The sequence below is a fragment of the [Clostridium] polysaccharolyticum genome (assembly GCF_900111595.1).
GTDB classification, from domain to species: domain Bacteria; phylum Bacillota; class Clostridia; order Lachnospirales; family Lachnospiraceae; genus Clostridium_AI; species Clostridium_AI polysaccharolyticum.
Window position 1 is genome coordinate 43790 of record NZ_FOHN01000001.1, and the last position, 20310, is coordinate 64099.

The following is a 20310-nucleotide window of genomic DNA, read 5'->3' on the forward strand; positions in this document are numbered from 1 at the left end:
GCTTCGGAAAGAGAGGAAAAGTATGGCATTAAGAAATATTAGGCAAATGGGAGATCCTGTATTATCAAAAAAATCAAAAGAAATCAAAGAGATGACGCTGAGAATTGAAGAATTAATTGAAGATATGTTTGATACAATGTATGAAGCTGGTGGGGTTGGTCTGGCTGCACCGCAGGTAGGAATCTTAAAGAGATTAGTTGTAATTGACTGTTCCCCAGAAGGAGATGAGCCTATTGTTTTAATTAATCCAGAGATCATTGAAACAAGCGGTGAACAGACAGGATATGAAGGATGCCTAAGTCTCCCAGGAAAATCAGGCATTGTTACTAGACCTAGTTATGTTAAGGTAAGAGCATTAAATGAAAATATGGAAGAAGTGGAATTAGAAGGTACAGAACTTCTTGCAAGAGCATTCTGTCATGAAATCGAACATTTAGATGGCCATATGTATGTGGAAAAAGTAGAAGGAGAATTGGTGGATGCTAGTTCTATTAAAGAGGAATTAGAAGAAGAACAGTAAAAAGGAGGATTCTGATGAAAGTTGTATTTATGGGGACACCGGATTTTTCCGTTCCTACTCTACAGAAACTGATAGAGGAAAAACATGAAGTAGCTGCTGTTGTAACACAGCCGGATAAGCCAAAGGGCAGAGGAAAAGCAGTTCAGTTTACACCAGTGAAAGAGATTGCTGTGAAATATGATATACCAGTATATCAGCCTCAAAGAATTAAGCAGAACAAAGAATTTTATGAGCAGATGAAACAGATAAATCCTGATGTAATGGTAGTTGTTGCATTTGGCCAGATTCTTCCAAAAGAGATTTTAGATTTGCCTAAGTACGGATGTGTCAATGTGCACGCTTCTCTGCTGCCAAGGTACCGTGGTGCGGCTCCAATTCAATGGGTAATCCTGGATGGAGAAAAAGAGACAGGCGTTACTACAATGATGATGGATGTAGGCCTTGATACAGGAGATATGCTTTTAAAAGAAATGATTCCTCTTGATGAAAAAGAGACAGGTGGAAGCCTGCATGATAAGCTTTCCACAATTGGAGGCGATCTTCTGATTGAAACATTAAAACAGTTAGAAGCTGGTACAATAACAAGAACTCCTCAGGGCGATGCAGAAAGCAATTATGCCAAAATGCTGACAAAAGAACTAGGTCATATTGACTTTACAAAATCAGCAGAAGAACTGGAACGATTAATCCGTGGTTTAAATCCATGGCCAAGTGCATATACTTCATTACAAGGAAAGACTTTAAAAATCTGGGATGCCAATGTTGTGGAAGGTTCACAGGATGCAAAGCCAGGTGAAGTTTTTGCAGTAGGGAAAAACAGTTTTACTGTTATGACAGGTGATAAAGCACTTGAAATTATGGAAATGCAGTTAGAAGGAAAAAAACGTATGACAACAGAAGCCTTTTTACGGGGTTATACCGTAGAAAAAGGCGAAGTACTTGCTTAGGAGGGATTGATATGTACTATCCTTATTACCGTTATTATGATCCGACATATATTCTGATTTTAGCAGGTATGGTGCTTTCTTTAATGGCATCAGGCTATGTAAGATCCACTTATGCAAAATACTCCCGTGTGTTAAGCCGTTCAGGTCTTACGGGAGCACAAGTTGCAGAACAGATTCTAAGACAGTCAGGTATATATGATGTTCGGATTGAACATGTTTCTGGCAACTTGACCGATCATTATGATCCACGTGGAAAAGCAGTTCGATTATCAGATGCTGTTTATGGTTCCACTTCAGTAGCGGCACAGGCAGTAGCAGCACATGAGTGTGGACATGTGATTCAGCATGCTACGGGGTATAGTCCTCTTGGTTTTCGGAATCTGCTAGTTCCAGTTGCGCAGTTTGGTGCAAACATTTCCTGGCCGCTTATCCTGATTGGATTTTTCTTAAATGGCCAGTTTTTAATCACGATTGGTATCTTGCTATTTTCCCTTGCAGTTTTATTTCAGGTGGTAACACTGCCAGTAGAGTTTAATGCATCTAGCCGTGCGCTGAAAATATTAGAGCAGAATGGCATTTTAGGAAATGATGAATTAAGAAGTTCTAGAAAAGTGTTAAAGGCAGCCGCCTTAACGTATGTAGCCGCTGCAGCCGCATCAATATTACAGCTTCTTAGACTGCTTCTTTTATTTAATAGAAGAAACAATGACTAAGGGCAATTTGGAGGATTTTTTATGTCAAAAGAAACCAGTACAGTAAATATTCGGGAACTAGCCATGCAGGCATTAATCATGGTTCTGGAAGAGAATAAAACAAGTAGTGAAGTTTTAAGTGGAGTACTGGAGAAATATCAATACTTGCCAAAACAAGACCGTGCCTTTTTTACAAGGCTGTGTGAAGGTACAATGGAACGTGCCATTGAATTGGATTATGTAATCAATCAGTTTTCCAGAACGAAAACAAAGAAAATGAAACCAGTCATTCGCACAATTTTAAGAATGGGAACGTATCAGATTCTTTATATGAATCAGGTTCCCGACAGTGCGACATGCAACGAGTCCGTAAAACTTGCAAAAAAGAAGGGGTTTCATACACTGACAGGATTCGTAAATGGAATTCTTCGTAATATTGGCAGAAACAAAAAAAACCTTGTTTATCCAGATAAGGAAAAAGACTTTTTGTCTTATCTAAATATCGTGTATTCCATGCCAATGTGGATTTTAGAGAAATGGAGCAAAATCTATACCAATGAGCAATTAGAAACGATGGCAGAGTATTTTGCAAAAGAGAGTAAAACCACGATTCGTGTGAATACACAGAAGATTGAGAAAAAAACATATGTCCAGCTATTGGAAGAAGCCAATATATATGTAAAAGATGGAATCTATTATGAAAATGCTTTAGTAATTAGTGGATATAACACCATTCAAGGACTTCCAGGTTATAAGGAAGGGTATTTTACTGTACAGGATGAAAGTTCCATGCTGGCAGTCCTTTGTGGAGGAATAAAACCAGGGATGCAGATTCTTGATGTATGTGCAGCACCAGGTGGAAAAACAATGTTTGCGGCTGCTTTATTAAATGGAAGTGGAAAAATAATTGCCTGTGATGTATCAGAACATAAAGTGGAAAGAATCCAAGAAAATGTATCCAGACTGGGACTTACTAACGTAGAGGCAAACGTATGGGATGCAGTGGAATTTGAACCAGAGTGGAAAGAGCAGATGGATATTGTTATTGCGGATGTTCCGTGTTCAGGATTGGGCGTCATTGGTAAAAAAAGTGATATTAAGTATAATTGCTCCCAAGAAGGAATCCATAATCTGAGAGATATACAGCGGAAAATACTTGCAAATGTATCACAGTATGTGAAACCAGGTGGTGTTCTGCTGTTTAGCACTTGTACGGTTGTCGAGGAAGAGAATAAAGAAAATGCGGAATGGTTCTCAAAGAATTTTGACTTCCAGTACGAATCGTTAGAACCATACCTGCCAGAACAACTAAAAGAATCTACCGCCAAAGACGGCTATCTGCAGTTATTACCTGGAATTCACCAGACAGATGGCTTCTTTATGGCGAGATTCAGAAAGAGATAGAGTATGAATGAAAAGAAAGATTTAAAATCCTGCAGTTACGAAGAAATTGCACAAGAGATGAAAGACATGGGGGAAAAAGCCTTTCGGGGAAAACAGATTTATGAGTGGCTTCATAAGAAATTAGTCACCGATTTTGATGAGATGAGCAATCTGTCAAAGGATCTTCGTGAAACACTAAAAGAACATTACGTTCTTTCTGGCGTTCAAATGGCAGACAGCAGGACTTCAAAGGATGGAGAAACTACAAAGTATCTGTTTCGTCTCTCGGATGACCGAGTTATCGAGAGTGTATGGATGAAATACCATCACGGAAATAGTGTCTGTATTTCATCACAAGTAGGCTGCCGAATGGGCTGTCAGTTCTGTGCCTCTACTTTAGGAGGACTAGAGCGTAATCTGTCTGCATCAGAAATGCTTAGCCAGATATATGAAATTCAAAGATTAAGTGGAGAACGAGTATCCAATGTGGTAGTTATGGGGACTGGAGAACCTCTTGACAATTACGATAATCTTGTGAAATTTATTCAGATTCTGACAGATGAACATGGGTTAAATATCAGTCAGCGGAATATTACGGTTTCTACCTGTGGACTTGTTCCTAAAATAAAAGAACTGGCAGAGAAACAGCTGCAGATTACTCTCGCAATTTCTCTCCATGCACCAAATGATGAATTAAGAAGGACATTAATGCCAGTTGCCAACAAGTATTCGGTCAAAGATGTGATGGAAGCATGTTTTTACTATTACCAGAAGACAGGCAGGAGAATAACATTTGAATATAGTTTAGTAGAAGGCATAAATGATGGAGAGCATGAAGCAAATCAGTTATGCCAGCTGATAAAGGGATTAAACTGTCATGTGAATTTGATTCCAGTGAATTCCATAAAAGAACGAAATTTCAGGCATTCTTCTATTCAGTTTATACAAAAATTTAAAAACATACTTGAAAAAAATAGAATTAATGTTACTATAAGAAGGGAAATGGGTGCGGATATTGATGCTGCCTGTGGTCAGCTAAGAAAAAGCTATATGGATGATATGCAAAAGGGGGATTGACAGTGAAGGCATTTTCCATAACAGATATTGGAATGCAAAGAAAAGTAAATCAGGATTATGTATATTGTAGCGAAGCAGCAGTAGGAAGCCTCCCGAACCTCTATATTGTAGCAGATGGCATGGGGGGGCATAAGGCTGGAGATTATGCTTCAAGGTGTTGCGTAGAATCCATGATTCGTTCAGTTACAAGCGAGGTATTAAAATCGCCAGTCAGTATACTGGAACATGCGATTCAGAATGCCAATGCTTATGTATTAGAACAATCAAAGACAAGCAAAGAGTATGAAGGAATGGGGACAACAGTTGTTGCTGCAACAATTGTTGATAATATTTTACATGTCGGAAACATAGGGGATTCACGTTTGTATTTGATAAGAGATAAGATAGAGCAGATTACAGAAGACCACTCTCTTGTAGAGACGATGGTCAGGACTGGTGAACTTATGCCAGAGGATGCCAGATTTCATCCCAACAAGAACATAATTACAAGAGCATTAGGAACGAATAAGGAAGTAAAAGCTGATTTCTTTGAAGTAAAACTGGAGAAAGCAGATACCATTCTTCTTTGTTCTGATGGATTATCCAATATGGTAGAAGATGAGGAAATCGAAAGAATAGTGAAACAGATGGATAATATAAAAGAAACATCGGAAACGCTAGTGGATCTGGCAAATAAAAATGGCGGTGCAGATAACATAGCGATTGTAATGGTACGTATATAGAACTGAAAGACACAAAGGATGACACAAGGTAATATAGTAAAAGGAGGAAAGCTATGGTTAGACCGGGGATGCTCATTAGTGACAGATATGAGATTATTGAAAAAGTCGGAACAGGTGGAATGGCTGATGTCTACAAAGCAAAATGTCACCGTCTAAACCGATTCGTCGCAATTAAGGTTTTAAAGGCAGAATATAGTGAGGATGAAAACTTTGTTGAAAAGTTTCGTGGCGAAGCCCAATCCGCTGCAGGATTATCACATCCAAATATCGTAAATGTATATGATGTTGGTGATGATGATGGATTACACTATATTGTGATGGAATTAGTTGAAGGCATTACATTAAAGAGTTTTATTGAGCGAAAAGGCAAGCTGGATGTAAAAGAAGTGCTTGGAATATCCATTCAGATAGCACAGGGCATGGAAGCCGCCCATGCAAACCATATTGTACACCGTGATATAAAACCACAGAATATTATTATTTCCAGGGAAGGAAAAGTAAAAGTTACTGACTTCGGTATTGCTAAGGCAGCAACATCCAATACCATTACTTCCAATGCAATGGGATCGGTACATTACATTTCACCAGAACAGGCAAGAGGTGGATACAGTGATGATAAAAGTGATATTTACTCATTAGGCATTACCATGTATGAAATGCTGTCAGGAAGAGTTCCATTTACTGGAGAGAATACGATTTCCGTAGCACTTCTGCATATACAGGGCGAAGCAGCATCACTAAGGGATTTAGATCCGACGATTCCTATCAGTATTGATAAAATTGTACAGAAATGCATGCAGAAAAAGCCGGAACGAAGATATCCAAATGTTTCAGAATTAATTAAGGATTTAAGATTGGCTATTACAAATCCAAATGATGATTTTGTAAAGATTCCACCGATGGTGATTGTGGATTCTCCGACGATTCATATATCTGATGACGAGATTAACCATATTAAGAGTGCGTCAAAGGAAAACCAAAACATCTATCATGATTTAGATGAGCCTGAAGAGGCAGAGGATGATAAAGAGGATGACGAGGACGATGAAGAGGATATTGATCCAAAAGTGGAAAAAATGCTGCATATTGGTGGAGCTGTGGTAGGTGTCGTTTTAGTAGGCCTGATTGTTTTTATCATATTTAAAGTGTTTATTGGGGGAAGTGGAAGCGACAAGCCTGTTCTTCCAAGTGCAGAACCTTCTGTTACACAGGAAGCAGCGCCATCCCCAGCGACAAGTGAAGCACCTTCTGTAAATGTCCCAGATGTAGTGGGCAAAAGCTTAGAAGAGGCGAAAACTTTGTTAGAAGAAGCTAAAGTGAAATACACGATTGAAAATGAATACAGTTCTTTTGTGAAAGCAGGAAATGTCATTTCCACAGATCCAAAAGCAGGTGAAGAAATTCCTTCGGACAAAGAGGTTGTAGTTACAGTAAGCAGAGGAACCCAGAAGCTGGAAGTTCCTAATGTTGCAGGCAAATCTGTAGAAGATGCAGTCCGTGAACTGGAAGCAGCTGGTTTTGCTGTAAAGAAAGATACTGCCAATAGTGATTCAGTAGAAGAAGGTAAAGTAGTTTATACAGAACCAAAAGCCGGAAGTGAAACAGAAAAAGGCGCAACAATAACTGTTTTTGAGAGTTTAGGGGCAGAAGTGAAATATGTCTATGTTCCGGATTTGACAAATCAGACACAGGCAGATGCGGAAAGCAGATTAAAGAGTTCGAATCTTGTACTTGGCAAGGTAAGATATAAAAATTCAGACACTTATAAAGAGGGAAAAGTCATTGACCAGACATACTCAGTGAATTCCAAAGTGGAAGAAGGAACTGCTATTGGTGTTACCATTAGTTTAGGACCAAAAAAGAAAGCAGTTTATAAATATTATGGCGATGCTGTGGTAACTTACAATCCATTTGATTTTGAGGATGAAAGTGGAAAAGTTGAAATAATCCTTTCTCAAAGTGGACATAGTAAGACGGTATATAGTGAGGAATGTACGTATGGTGATTTCCCGCTGCCATTATCCGATATTGAAGGATATGATGAATCAAATGGAACGCTGACGATGTATGTGGATGGGGAACAAAGAGGTGACTCTATATCCATATCGTTTACGAAAGTGGAGCAGTAAGCAGATGATTGGAAAGATAATAAAAGGAATTGCGGGCTTTTATTATGTTCATACGCCACATAATGTGGTGTATGAATGTAAGGCCAAAGGTGCATTCCGCAATAAAAAAGTAAAGCCATTGGTTGGTGATGATGTAGAAATTGATGTGCTTAGCGAAGAAATGGCTACAGGAAATATAGCAAAAGTACTGGAAAGGCATAATCAGTTAATCCGTCCAGCAGTGGCTAATGTTGATCAGGCAGTTATTATTTTTGCTGCAGCAAAGCCAGAACCAAATTTTAATTTGCTGGATCGTTTTCTTGTAATGATGGTAAGACAGGAGATTCCTTGTGTTATTTGTTTCAATAAGCAGGATGTTGCCAATGACGAGCAGCTTAGGCTGCTGGAAGAAACCTATGTAAGGTGCGGTTATAAAGTAGTGTTTACCAGTACCATTACAGGGCAGGGAATGGAAGAGTTTAAAGAACTTTTAAACAATAAAACGACTGTGCTGGCAGGACCTTCCGGTGTAGGAAAGTCCTCTATTATTAATGTCATAAAACCAGAAGCGAATATGGAGACAGGAGAAATAAGCCAGAAGATTGAGCGTGGCAGACACACGACAAGACATTCTGAACTGTTTCATGTAGCGGGAAGCACTTATATTATGGATACACCTGGATTTACTTCCTTATATATTGAAGGAATGGAAAAAGAAGAATTAAAAGATTACTTTCTGGAATTTGAAGAATATGAACCCTACTGCAGGTTTAATGGGTGTGTTCATATGGATGAGCCCGCATGTGGTGTAAAAGATGCTCTTGCAGAGGGAAAAATAAGCAAGATCCGTTATGAGAATTATAAATTCTTATATGAAGAACTAAAACAGCAGAAAAAATATTAAGGACGGGATAACATGTATAAATTAGCACCTTCGCTGCTGGCTGCGGATTTTAAGCAGCTGCACAACCAGATTGAAGCAGTGGACAAGGCAGGAGCCCATATGCTTCATATTGATGTAATGGATGGTATTTTTGTGCCAAGCATTTCTTTTGGAATGCCATTGATACAGTCTATTAGAGAAGTAACAAAGATACCTTTTGATGTACATTTAATGATTGAAGAACCTTCAAGATATGTTGAAGAATTTAAAAAATGTGGAGCAGATATTTTAACAGTTCATGCAGAGGCCTGTAAACATCTGAACCGAACTGTAATGGCAATTAAAGATGCAGGAATGAAAGCAAGTGTGGCTTTGAATCCGGCAACGCCGCTTAATGTTCTGGATTATGTATTAGAAGAACTGGATATGGTACTTATTATGAGTGTAAATCCTGGATTTGGAGGACAAACATTTATACCGAATACCTTAGCGAAGATAGAACAGTTACGTAAGATGGTGGAATTAAGAGGTCTTGCAACAGATATCCAGGTAGACGGTGGTGTCAGCATGAAAAATGCAAAGACGGTATTAGCTGCAGGAGCTAATGTACTCGTTGCAGGAACAGCCGTCTATAAGGGTGATGTGGAAAAAAACATACAAGGTTTTAAAGAGGTGTTTGCCAGTGCAGAATAATAGCAGGCATACAGAAGAAAATAAGGCGGGCCAGCTGGCTTTTGGAAAATGTAAAAATGTCTGTATTTTATCAGGTGGAGATGTGAACCATGAATTTCTTCTGGAATTTTTACAGGAGGAACCTTGTGAACAGATGATCTGTGTAGACGGAGGTCTGGCACATGCCTATGCACTTGGCTTAAAAGTGGATTATATTGTAGGAGACTTTGATACGATAGATGTTAAAGTGCTGGAATATTATAAAAAACATTCCAAAGTGCCAATCAGGGAATTTCAGCCGGAAAAGGATTATACGGATACGGATATTGCACTGGATATGGCATTATCTTTAAAGCCAAAGATTATTTATATTCTGGGAGGCATAGGGAGCCGCATGGATCATACTCTTGGGAATATCCATATACTGAAAAAAGCATTATGTTCACAGGCAAAGACGTTTCTATTAAATGAACATAACCGCATTTCTATGGCAGACCATTCATTTGCCGTAGAGCGGTCAAAAGCATTTGGGGATTATATATCCTTTTTGCCATTTACAGAAACAGTTAAGAATCTTACATTAAAGGGGTTTAAATATCCACTAGAACATTGTACAATGGTAAATGGCGAAAGTTTAGGAATCAGTAATGAAATTGTAAATGAGACAGCGTATGTTGAATTTCAAGAAGGAATTTTATTAATGATAGAGGCTAGAGATTAAAGATGCGAGAATATGAAAAGGAAAGAGGAAGAATATGAAATTAGGAATTGTTGGACTGCCTAACGTAGGCAAAAGTACATTATTTAATTCATTAACAAAAGCAGGAGCAGAATCGGCAAACTATCCATTCTGTACAATTGATCCGAATATAGGAATCGTTACTGTTCCAGATAAGAGGCTTCAGGTACTTACTGATATGTACAGCTCTCAGAAAACAGTACCAGCAACAATTGAATTCGTAGATATTGCGGGACTTGTAAAAGGTGCTTCTAAAGGAGAAGGTCTTGGTAACCAGTTCCTTGCAAATATCCGCGAAGTAGATGCAATTGTACATGTAGTACGCTGCTTTGAAGATACAAATATTATTCATGTAGATGGTTCTATTAATCCATTACGTGATATTGAAACCATTAACTTAGAGTTAGTATTTTCGGATATGGAAATGATTGAACGCCGTATTGCCCGTGCTTCTAAAGGTGCTAGAAATGATAAGACACTTGCAAAAGAAGTTGAATTCTTAAAACGCATTCAGGCGCATCTTGAAGCTGGCAATATGGCAAAGAGCTTTGAAGTAGAAGAGGAAGACGAAGCTGAATGGTTAAAAGGCTATCAGCTTTTAACAACAAAACCTGTTATTTATGCTGCAAATGTAAGTGAAGATGAGTTAGCAGATGATGCGGCTAATAATGCTCATGTTCAGAAAGTACGGGAATTTGCTGCTGGAGAAAATTCAGAAGTATTTGTTATCTGTGCTCAGATTGAACAGGAAATTGCGGAATTAGATGACGATGAAAAGGCAGAGTTTTTACAAGATTTAGGTTTAGAGGAATCAGGTCTGGAAAAATTAATTCGTGCAAGTTATCATTTATTAGGACTGATTAGTTATTTAACAGCGGGTGAAACAGAGACCAGAGCATGGACAATTACAAAAGGTACAAAAGCTCCAGGTGCTGCTGGAAAAATCCATAGTGATTTCGAAAGAGGATTTATCCGTGCAGAAGTAGTAAGTTATGATAATTTAGTAGAATGCGGTTCCATGAATGCTGCCAAAGAAAAAGGCCTTGTCCGTTCAGAAGGAAAAGAATATGTTGTACAAGACGGAGATGTTATTTTATTCCGCTTTAATGTTTAATCCTAATAGAATAAGAGGTGAATGGCTTGGCGGGATGTGAAGTGAGTTTTCCGAATCTGGGAATCTATTTTGAGAATGTTGGAAAATCTATCAGTGTATTTGGGTTTCAAATTGCTTTTTATGGAATGGTTATTACTTTAGGAATGATTTGTGGTTATCTGGCTGCAGAGTGGCAGGCGAAGAGGACTGGACAAAATCCAGAACTTTATTTGGATTTTGCCATCTATGCCATAATCTTTTCCGTAATAGGTGCTAGAATTTATTATGTAATCTTTGCCTGGGATGAATTTCGAGACAGGCCTTTTCAGGCCTTTAATATCAGGACTGGCGGATTGGCGATTTATGGTGGAGTCATTGCAGGTGTCCTGACAGCGGCTGTTTACTCCAAGATAAAGAAAGTGAATTTCTGGATGCTCACAGATACTGCAATTACAGGGTTATTGACAGGACAGATTATTGGACGCTGGGGGAATTTTTTTAACAAAGAGGCATTTGGTGCATATACTAACAATCTTTTTGCAATGAGACTTCCTTGGGACGTTGCCAGATACCATGTTTCTGCTTCATCTGTGGAAGAACTTTTGCCTCATGTAAAAGATGGATATATACAAGTGCATCCTACTTTTCTCTATGAATCAGTATGGAATCTGGTTTTGCTTGTTTTGATTCTTCTCTATACAAAGCACAAGAAATTTGATGGGGAGTTGTTCCTTCTCTATTTAGGCGGATATGGTCTGGGACGAATCTGGATTGAAGCACTTCGGACAGATCAGCTTCTTTTATGGGGAACAAATATTGCAGTTTCCCAGCTGTTAGCATTCTGCATGTTAATTTTTTCAGCCGGTGCAATTTTTTATAATCGTCGAAAGATAGTAAATAGGAACTAAATAAAGATGAAATAGTAAATAAATGTAAAAGAAATAGCAAAAGTTGCCAAATATTGGCGCAATTTATTGCTATTTTTTTTATGTTTAACTTGATCATTTTGCTTAAAAGGGTTAAAATTATTACACATGTGGCATAGAGTGGTGGAAAGTGGTGAATGAAACCTGAAAAGTGGTGCATGCTAAAAGGCAGGTGAAATCCATGTTCATGGGTGAGTATAATCATACAATTGACGCAAAAGGCAGAATCATCATGCCGTCTAAATTCAGGGCAGATTTAGGAGAACAGTTCGTTATGACTTTGGGTTTGGATGGGTGTCTATTTGTGTACCCTAATGAAGAGTGGATGAACTTTGTTGAAGAATTGAAAAAGCTTCCTGGAAGCAAAGAAGCCAGACAATTGCAACGTTACTTTATGGCAGGTGCTATTGCATGTGAAGTAGACAAGCAGGGCCGTGTTCTGATTCCTTCAAAATTAAGAGGCCATGCAGGGTTAGAAAAGGATGTAGTATTTGTGGGCGTTTTGAGCAAAATAGAAGTGTGGAGTAAAGAACGTTGGGATGAAAACAATACTTATGACAATATGGATGAAATTGCAGACCATATGTCATCGTTTGGCTTAAGTTTCTAGGAAAGAAGGTAGACATAAGAAAATGGAATTCAATCACGTATCGGTATTATTAGAAGAAACAGTAGATAATTTAAATGTTCGAGAAGGAAAAATATATGTAGATGGCACACTTGGAGGTGGCGGACATTCCTATGAGATTCTAAAAAGAATGAATGGGAATGGCAGGCTTATCGGAATAGACCAAGATGCAGCGGCGATAGAAGCAGCTGGAAAGAGGCTGGAAAAATATCAGGATGCGGTTACCATTGTTAGGGACAATTACTGTAATATGAAACATGTAATGTCTAGTATTGGAATAGATAAAGTGGATGGGATAGTTTTAGATCTTGGAGTATCCTCCTACCAGTTAGATACCATTGACAGAGGTTTTTCTTATCGGGAAGATGCAACATTAGATATGCGTATGGATCAAAGACAGCTGCAGACTGCAAAAGATGTTGTGAATCAGTATTCGGAGATGGAGCTGTTTAAGATAATAAGAGATTATGGTGAAGACCGATTTGCAAAAAATATTGCAAAACATATTGTTAGAGCGAGAGAAGAAAAAGAAATAGAGACTACTTTAGAATTAGCTGAAATCATAAAAAATGCAATACCGGCTAAAGTGCGTGCAACAGGCGGGCATCCGGCTAAAAGAACCTTTCAGGCAATCCGGATCGAATTAAACCACGAATTGGATGTGCTTAGAAATACGTTAGATGATATGATGGATCTTTTAAATGATAAAGGAAGGCTATGTATCATTACATTCCATTCTTTAGAGGACAGGATTGTAAAAAACAGTTTCCGGGATGCAGAAAATCCATGTATCTGTCCACCGGATTTCCCAGTATGTGTCTGTGGAAAAAAGCCAAAAGGGCAAGTGGTATCCAGAAAGCCTATTTTGCCTAGTGAGGGAGAATTAGCTGTGAATAAACGTTCAAAAAGTGCTAAGTTAAGAGTGTTTGAACGAAAAATAAACAGAGGATGAATATGAAGAAAGTGAGGGAGAGCGTTCATGAAGGAAAGAAATTATGCGAATAACAGATATGTTATTGAAGGAAGCAGTGTGAGAAAACTACATGGGAATACGAGCCGTCCATCCTATGAGGAATCTATGAATGAATGGCTTGAACGCCGTGAGAGGAAGCAGCGGCAAAGAAGAAGTGAGGAAGCTCGGAAAAGACGGTTACAGAGAGAACAAGAGACGAGGATGGATTTAATTACTTTTATTTTCCTGACAGGTGCTGTTATTTGTACATTTTATGTTTGTGCGTCCTATATTGGAGTAAGAAGTCAAGTTACAAATACAAGCAAAAAAATTGCCGCAATTGAAAGTGAAATAATATCAATTAAAAACACAAATCAGATAGAGCTAGAGAAAGTCCAGGATTCCCCTGATTTAGCCTATGTCTACAAGGTTGCTACCAAAGAATTAGGCATGGTACATCCAAAATCTAACCAAGTAATTGAATACCAGCAGGTAAAAAGTGATTACTTGAAACAGTATGAAGATATTCCGGAACAAAAAGAAGAAAACATAGTAAAAAAAATTGTGAAAAAGTTAAAGAAGAACTAGGGTGTTTGATACACTAGTTACACGAACTTAGATAAGTAGGTGGGTAAGATGGGTGAAAGACAGCCTGTTAAGAAAAAGAAGAAAAAATTCGGTTTATTTATGCAACAGAACTTACTTGCTGTTTTTTTAATAGTATTGCTTGCGTTTGTTGGGCTAATTGTCCGTTTGGTATATTTAAACTATAGTGTTGGTGATAAGTATGAGAAAAGGGTACTTTCCCAGCAGACATACATGAGCAATGCGATTGCCTTTAAAAGAGGATCCATTTTAGATCGAAATGGTACAGTATTAGCAGAGAGTATTCGAGTTTACAATCTTATATTAGATCCCCTTAAGATGCAGTCACAGAATGGCGAGTATGTGGAACCCACTTTAAAAGCGTTGATGAAATGTTTTGAGGTAAAAGAAGAAGAGGTACGGACTATTTTGAAAGAGAAGGCCAAGTCACAGTACGTTGTATTTCAGAAATTAATTGAAGCTGAAAAAGTAGAGGCGTTTAAGGCAATACAGGAAAACGATAAAAACGTACAAGGTGTCTGGTTTGAAGATGCTTATAAGCGTGTCTATCCATTAAAAAGCCTGGCTTGTGATGTAGTAGGATTTAATACAGGGGGGACTAGTACAGGAATAGAATCTTATTACAATGATGAGCTGACAGGTGAGGACGGCAGAGAGTATGGTTATTTTGACTCAGATTTGAATTTAGAACGAGTTGTAAAAGAAGCAACGAATGGCAATACTGTTGTTTCTGCTATTGATGCAAACATTCAGCAGATTGTTGAAAAGCATGTAGCGAAATTTAATAAGGAAACTGGGAGCAAGAATACAGCAGTCCTTGTTATGGACCCAAGAAATGGTGAAGTTTTAGCCATGACTTCGGGAAAACAGTACGATTTAAACCAGCCACAGGATTTATCAGGTATTTACTCAAAGAAAAAGCTTGCAAAAATGACAGAAGAGCAAAAGCTGGAAGCATTAAATAATATGTGGAGAAACTTTATTGTAAGTGATACATTTGAACCAGGTTCTACTTTTAAGCCGGTTACTGTGGCAGCGGGACTAGAGGAGGCATTCGTAAAAGAGAAGACTACATTTTACTGTGGAGGTTCAAAAAGGGTAGCTGACAGAAATATTCACTGTGCTGTTCGGGCAGGACATGGTACTATCACATTATCACAGGCACTTATGTATTCCTGTAACGTAGCACTTATGGAAATTGCGGAGAAGTTAGGACCGTCTAGAATGTATCATTTCCAGACGAACCTGATGTTTGGTTCTAGAACAGGAATCGACCTGCCAGCAGAAGCAACAGGTATTATCTTTCAGAAAGATAAGATAGGACCGACAGAATTAGCAACTCTTTCTTTCGGACAAGGGTTTAACACTTCCATGATTCAGATTGCGTCAGCATTTTCTTCTTTAATAAATGGTGGAAACTATTTCGAACCACATGTATTAAAAGAAACAAGAAGTGATTCTGGTGCAACCATTCGTAAAAAGGGAACGAATCTAATCAAGAAGAGTGTTTCAGATACAACCAGTGGCTTAATCCGTAAGTTCCTCCATGAAACAGTTGAAGATGGAACAGCTACGGCGGCAAAGATAGATGGCTATACCATTGGCGGCAAAACAGGTACAGCGGAAAAATATCCCCGTGGAAGCAAGAAGTATCTGGTTTCCTTTATTGGGTTTGCACCTGCAGACAATCCAGAAGCAGTTATTTACTGTGTTGTAGATGAGCCGGATGTAGCGGATCAGGCTCATAGTACATTTGCTTCACAGCTTTTCCATGATATTGCACAAGAGGTTTACCCATTCTTAGGGATTTCTAAAACGCCAGAAGCCTTAAAACAGGAAGAAAAAGAACAGGCTGAAAAAGAAAAAGAAGAGAAGAAGAAAAAGCAGGAAAAATCAGAAGCGAAAAAACCAGAAGCTGAGGATGGAAAAACACCTTCAGGAACCGTTTTGGAAAGTGTTGGAGATGAAGAAGCAGGTGTACAGGATGATGTAGATTTGCCGATTGCTGATGAAACAACAGGTGCTTCCGATTTGATTCGTTAAAAAACAGGCATAATTTGTACTTCCCTATAATAAAATGAATTGATAAGTATAAAGGGATGTACATCATGCAAAACAAAACTTTTAATAAGAGAAATTTAACCAGCGTTGTTGTCTTTGTCATGATAATATCGCTGGTTCTTACAGGTAGATTGGCGTATCTTATGATTTGCCAGGCAGACCATTATGGAGTTCTGGCAAGACAGATACATGAAAGAGAAAGAAGCATTAAAGCAGAACGGGGGAAGATACTTGACCGGAATGGTGTAGAACTTGCTAATAATAAACCAGTGTGTACCATATCGGTAATTCATTCCCAGATTAAAGATCCTGAAAAAGTAATAGCCATCTTATCACAACAGCTAGAACTGCCAGAAGATAAGGTGCGAAAACGAGTAGAAAAAGTATCTTCTATCGAAAGAATAAAATCAAATGTTCCAAAAGAACTGGCCGATAAAATCAGAGAATCTGATTTAGACGGTGTTATGATAGATGAAGATTATAAGAGGTTTTACCCTTTAGGTTCTCTTGCTTCTAAGGTGATTGGCTTTACAGGAAGCGATAATCAGGGAATCATAGGATTAGAAGTAGAGTATGAAGAATATCTGCATGGAATGAATGGAACCATCCTTACGCTGACAACAGCCAGAGGAGTTGAAATAGAAAATGCTGCAGAAAACAGGACAGAGCCTGTAGCTGGAAACAGTTTAACACTGAGTATAGATGTTAATATCCAAAAGTATGCAGAGCAGGCTGCCAAAAAAGTGTTTGAAGCAAAGCAAGCCAATAATGTAAAACTGATTGCTATGAATCCTCAAAATGGCGAGATTTATGCAATGGTAAATTATCCAGAGTTTGATCTAAACGATCCATATTCCTTAGGTGCATTAAGTGCAAATGGCCTGACTCAGAAACAGAAAAATGATGCATTAAATGGAATGTGGAGAAACAGCTGCATAAGTGATACCTATGAACCCGGTTCAACCTTTAAAGTAGTCACAGCAACAGCGGCACTTGAAGAAGGGGCAGTTAAGTTAAATGATACGTTTAACTGTCCTGGGTTTAAAATTGTGGAGGATAGAAAAATCCGATGCCATAAAACAGCTGGCCACGGAATGCAGACATTTGTCCAGGGAATCCAGAATTCCTGTAATCCTGTTTTTATGGAGATTGGGGGAAGAGTTGGATCTAAGAAAATGTATGACAACTTCAGGAAACTTGCTTTGTTCAAAAAAACTGGCATTGATGTGCCTGGTGAAGCAGGTTCCATTATGCACAAGCTAGAAGCAGTAAAACCAGTCGAACTGGCGACTATGTCATTCGGCCAAGGTTTTCAGATTACCCCTTTACAGCTTTTACGTGCAGAAAGTGCTGTAATTAATGGTGGGACACTGGTAACGCCACATTTTGGAGTATCCATCACCAATGCGGACGGTACCGTAACAAAAAAAATAAAGTATCCCGTTGAAGAAAATGTTATAAAGAAGGAAACTTCGGATACAATGAAAATGTTACTAGAATCCGTAGTTTCGCAAGGAAGTGGAAAAAATGCCTACATAGAAGGGTATGAAATCGGCGGAAAAACTGCGACATCGGAAAAACTTCCCAGGAGCAGCAATAAATACATTTCCTCATTTATGGGATTTGCACCAGCCGATGACCCGAAAATAATTGCGATTGTGCTAATAGATGAACCTGTTGGCACATATTATGGAGGAACAATAGCAGCACCTGTAGTAAAGGAGTTATTTGCCAATGTACTGCCTTATCTAGGAGTTGCAGAAAAACCAATAAAGACAGAAGATGATAAAACAAAGACAGTGGAAGAGTAGGAAATAAAATAGTGAGAAAGATAATTTCTAAGAAATGTATTTTGGAGAAATCTCTCTTGATAATGAAAAAGCAATAGAATATAATAGTGTAGTTAAACAATACCTAAGATAATTACGAGGTGAAAGTAATGGAGTCAAAAGTTATTATAGCAGTATTAATATCATTTGCTATTAGTGTGGTATTAAGTCCAGTTTTTATTCCTTTTTTGAAGAAACTGAAATTTGGTCAGTTTGTACGAGATGAAGGACCAGAGTCACATTTGAAAAAGGCAGGAACCCCGACTATGGGCGGTCTTATTATTTTGTGTAGTATCGTTGTAACATCCTTATTTTATGTAAGAGAAGATAAGGAAATTATTCCAGTTCTGTTTGCAACATTAGGATTTGGATTAGTAGGTTTTTTAGATGACTATATAAAAGTAGTTATGAAACGTTCATTAGGGTTGCGTCCATGGCAGAAATTCCTTGCACAGGTTGTGGTTACCGCTGTGTTTTATTTATATACCAGCAGTAAATGCAATCTTGGAACAGATACGATTATTCCGTTTTACGGATTGGTTACACTGCCATCCTGGCTGTACGTTACGCTTATGTTTTTTGTGATTATAGGAACTGTAAATGGAGCAAACTTCACAGATGGATTAGACGGTCTCGCATCAAGCGTAACTGTTTGCATTGCTACATTCTTTGCTGTAATTGCAATTGGAACAGGCAATGGGATTGCGCCAATTACATGCGCAGTAACAGGAAGCCTGCTAGGATTTCTAGTATATAATGTATATCCAGCCCGAGTGTTTATGGGGGACACAGGTTCCTTGGCTTTAGGCGGTTTTGTAGCAGCAGCAGCTTACATGTTAAAGATGCCATTCTTTATTTTAATTGTAGCATTTATATATTTGGCAGAAGTATTATCAGTTATGATACAGGTGTCTTACTTTAAAATATCACATGGAAAAAGAATTTTTAAAATGGCACCAATTCATCATCATTTTGAATTATGTGGATGGTCAGAGACGCGCGTTGTGGCAATCTTTTCGATTGTTACTGGACTTTTATGTCTGATCGCATACCTGGCAATATAAAATGATGGTTTGGAGGAGAATGAGATGAATTTAGCGGGAAAAAATGTACTTGTAATTGGAACAGGAAAAAGTGGAGTTGCGGCATCTGGTCTTTTAGTGAGCCAGGGAGCTGATGTAATTTTATTTGATGGAAATAAAGAACTTGATAAGGAAGCCATCCAGAGTAAAACAGATAAGAAAGTCCAGATTGTTCTGGGTGCTTTAACCAAGGAACAAGAAGAAAATGTAGAGCTTCTTGTGCTTAGTCCAGGAGTGCCAATAGATATTCCTATGGTGGAAAGTTTCCAAAAGAAGAATATTCCTATCTGGGGCGAGATAGAACTTGCGTACCAGTTTGCGAAAGGAAGAATAGCAGCTATTACGGGTACCAACGGGAAAACAACAACTACTTCACTGGCTGGTGAAATTATGAAAGCTTATTATGAGTCTGTATTCGTAGTTGGCAATATTGGAAATCCATATACGGATGTGGCATTAGAAACCAGAGAGGATACAGTAGTGGTTGCAGAAATCAGTAGTTTTCAGCTGGAAACAATTGATCAGTTCCATCCAGCTGTTAGTGCAATCTTAAATATTACTCCAGACCATTTGAACCGTCATCATACTATGGAGTGTTATATTGATACCAAATTTAATATTACAAAAAACCAGACGGAAAAGGAATACTGTGTTCTGAATTATGAGGACGAAGTACTTCGCCAAAGAGCAGAATCATTGGGTGTTAATGTAATCTATTTTAGCAGCCAGCGGATACTGGAAAAGGGAATCTATTTAGACGAGAATCAGGATATCATCTGGAAAGAAGATTCCTTAATAAAGGTCTGCAATGTACATGATTTAAAACTATTAGGGACACATAATTATGAAAATGTCATGGCAGCTGTTGCCATAGCAGTCAAAATAGGAGTTCCTATGGATGTAATCCGCAAAGCAGTCTGTGATTTTGTGGCAGTAGAGCATCGTATTGAGTTTGTAGCAGAAAAAAATGGGGTTGCTTTTTATAATGACTCCAAGGGAACCAATCCTGATGCAGCAATTAAAGGAATCCAGGCAATGGTACGTCCAACATTATTAATTGGTGGCGGATACGACAAAGGAGGGGACTTTACTGAGTGGATCGAAGCATTTGATGGTAAAGTAAAATTACTAGTGCTTATAGGGCAGACAAGAGAAAAGATTGCCGAAACAGCAAAAAAATGTGGATTTGATAAAATCGTGTTTGCTGAGAGTCTGGAAGAAGCAGTAAATGTCTGCTGGCAGAATGCAGAAAGTGGCGATGCCATTCTTCTGTCACCAGCATGTGCGAGCTGGGGTATGTTCCCTAATTATGAAGTAAGAGGCGAGATGTTTAAAGAACTTGCCAAAGGAATATAAGATTTTAGAGTAGGAGTGTTTAACTGTGGCTAAA

At 38.4% G+C, this 20310-nt stretch carries 19 protein-coding genes; all 19 read left to right on the forward strand.

All coding sequences use genetic code 11. The features are described 5' to 3' along the window. Positions 1–22: 22 nt before the first annotated feature. The 19 genes from def (at position 23) to murD (ending at position 20276) form a co-directional block, all read left to right on the forward strand. Complete coding sequence (gene def, locus BMY85_RS00180; protein ID WP_092474715.1) at positions 23–520, forward strand: peptide deformylase; 498 nt, start codon at positions 23–25, stop codon at positions 518–520. Positions 521–534: 14 nt separating this feature from the next. Next, a complete protein-coding gene (fmt, locus tag BMY85_RS00185; RefSeq protein ID WP_092474718.1) occupies positions 535–1467 on the forward strand; it encodes a methionyl-tRNA formyltransferase in 933 nt (310 codons plus the stop codon). An 11-nt stretch (positions 1468–1478) separates the two neighbouring features. Next, a complete protein-coding gene (locus BMY85_RS00190; protein ID WP_092474721.1) occupies positions 1479–2180 on the forward strand; it encodes a zinc metallopeptidase in 702 nt (233 codons plus the stop codon). Between the two features lie 21 nt (positions 2181–2201). Beyond that, positions 2202–3563, forward strand: a complete 1362-nt coding sequence (gene rsmB, locus BMY85_RS00195) for a 16S rRNA (cytosine(967)-C(5))-methyltransferase RsmB (protein WP_092474723.1) — start codon at positions 2202–2204, stop codon at positions 3561–3563. 3 nt (positions 3564–3566) lie between these two features. Continuing rightward, positions 3567–4619 (forward strand): 23S rRNA (adenine(2503)-C(2))-methyltransferase RlmN, encoded by a 1053-nt coding sequence (gene rlmN, locus BMY85_RS00200; protein WP_092474726.1) that lies wholly within the window; start codon positions 3567–3569, stop codon positions 4617–4619. A gap of 2 nt (positions 4620–4621) precedes the next feature. Continuing rightward, entirely contained in the window at positions 4622–5341 is a 720-nt protein-coding gene (locus BMY85_RS00205) for a Stp1/IreP family PP2C-type Ser/Thr phosphatase (protein WP_092474729.1), read from the forward strand. Between the two features lie 53 nt (positions 5342–5394). Continuing rightward, positions 5395–7470: a Stk1 family PASTA domain-containing Ser/Thr kinase gene (pknB, locus tag BMY85_RS00210; protein WP_092474732.1), complete on the forward strand. Its 2076-nt coding sequence runs from the start codon at positions 5395–5397 to the stop codon at positions 7468–7470. Between the two features lie 4 nt (positions 7471–7474). Continuing rightward, entirely contained in the window at positions 7475–8353 is an 879-nt protein-coding gene (rsgA, locus tag BMY85_RS00215) for a ribosome small subunit-dependent GTPase A (protein WP_092474735.1), read from the forward strand. A 12-nt stretch (positions 8354–8365) separates the two neighbouring features. Then, entirely contained in the window at positions 8366–9025 is a 660-nt protein-coding gene (rpe, locus tag BMY85_RS00220; protein WP_092474738.1) for a ribulose-phosphate 3-epimerase, read from the forward strand. Then, complete coding sequence (locus BMY85_RS00225; RefSeq protein WP_177180555.1) at positions 9015–9725, forward strand: thiamine diphosphokinase; 711 nt, start codon at positions 9015–9017, stop codon at positions 9723–9725. The genes rpe and BMY85_RS00225 overlap by 11 nt, the downstream gene beginning before the upstream one ends. Positions 9726–9759: 34 nt before the next feature. Then, positions 9760–10857, forward strand: coding sequence for a redox-regulated ATPase YchF (gene ychF, locus BMY85_RS00230; protein WP_092474745.1), 1098 nt, complete (start codon positions 9760–9762; stop codon positions 10855–10857). 26 nt (positions 10858–10883) lie between these two features. Next, entirely contained in the window at positions 10884–11744 is an 861-nt protein-coding gene (gene lgt, locus BMY85_RS00235) for a prolipoprotein diacylglyceryl transferase (protein ID WP_092474747.1), read from the forward strand. 199 nt (positions 11745–11943) lie between these two features. After that, positions 11944–12372, forward strand: coding sequence for a division/cell wall cluster transcriptional repressor MraZ (gene mraZ, locus BMY85_RS00240; protein WP_092474750.1), 429 nt, complete (start codon positions 11944–11946; stop codon positions 12370–12372). Between the two features lie 22 nt (positions 12373–12394). Then, positions 12395–13342, forward strand: a complete 948-nt coding sequence (gene rsmH, locus BMY85_RS00245) for a 16S rRNA (cytosine(1402)-N(4))-methyltransferase RsmH (protein WP_092474753.1) — start codon at positions 12395–12397, stop codon at positions 13340–13342. Positions 13343–13369: 27 nt separating this feature from the next. Further along, positions 13370–13930 (forward strand): hypothetical protein, encoded by a 561-nt coding sequence (locus tag BMY85_RS00250; protein WP_092474754.1) that lies wholly within the window; start codon positions 13370–13372, stop codon positions 13928–13930. A gap of 48 nt (positions 13931–13978) precedes the next feature. Beyond that, positions 13979–15991: a peptidoglycan D,D-transpeptidase FtsI family protein gene (locus tag BMY85_RS00255; protein ID WP_092474757.1), complete on the forward strand. Its 2013-nt coding sequence runs from the start codon at positions 13979–13981 to the stop codon at positions 15989–15991. Positions 15992–16056: 65 nt separating this feature from the next. After that, positions 16057–17820, forward strand: coding sequence for a peptidoglycan D,D-transpeptidase FtsI family protein (locus BMY85_RS00260; protein WP_092474761.1), 1764 nt, complete (start codon positions 16057–16059; stop codon positions 17818–17820). A gap of 128 nt (positions 17821–17948) precedes the next feature. After that, entirely contained in the window at positions 17949–18902 is a 954-nt protein-coding gene (gene mraY, locus BMY85_RS00265) for a phospho-N-acetylmuramoyl-pentapeptide-transferase (RefSeq protein ID WP_092474763.1), read from the forward strand. Between the two features lie 24 nt (positions 18903–18926). After that, the gene (gene murD, locus BMY85_RS00270) at positions 18927–20276 is read left to right on the forward strand and encodes a UDP-N-acetylmuramoyl-L-alanine--D-glutamate ligase (protein ID WP_092474766.1); all 1350 of its coding nucleotides are present in this window, start codon (positions 18927–18929) and stop codon (positions 20274–20276) included. The last annotated feature ends 34 nt before the right edge of the window (positions 20277–20310 follow it).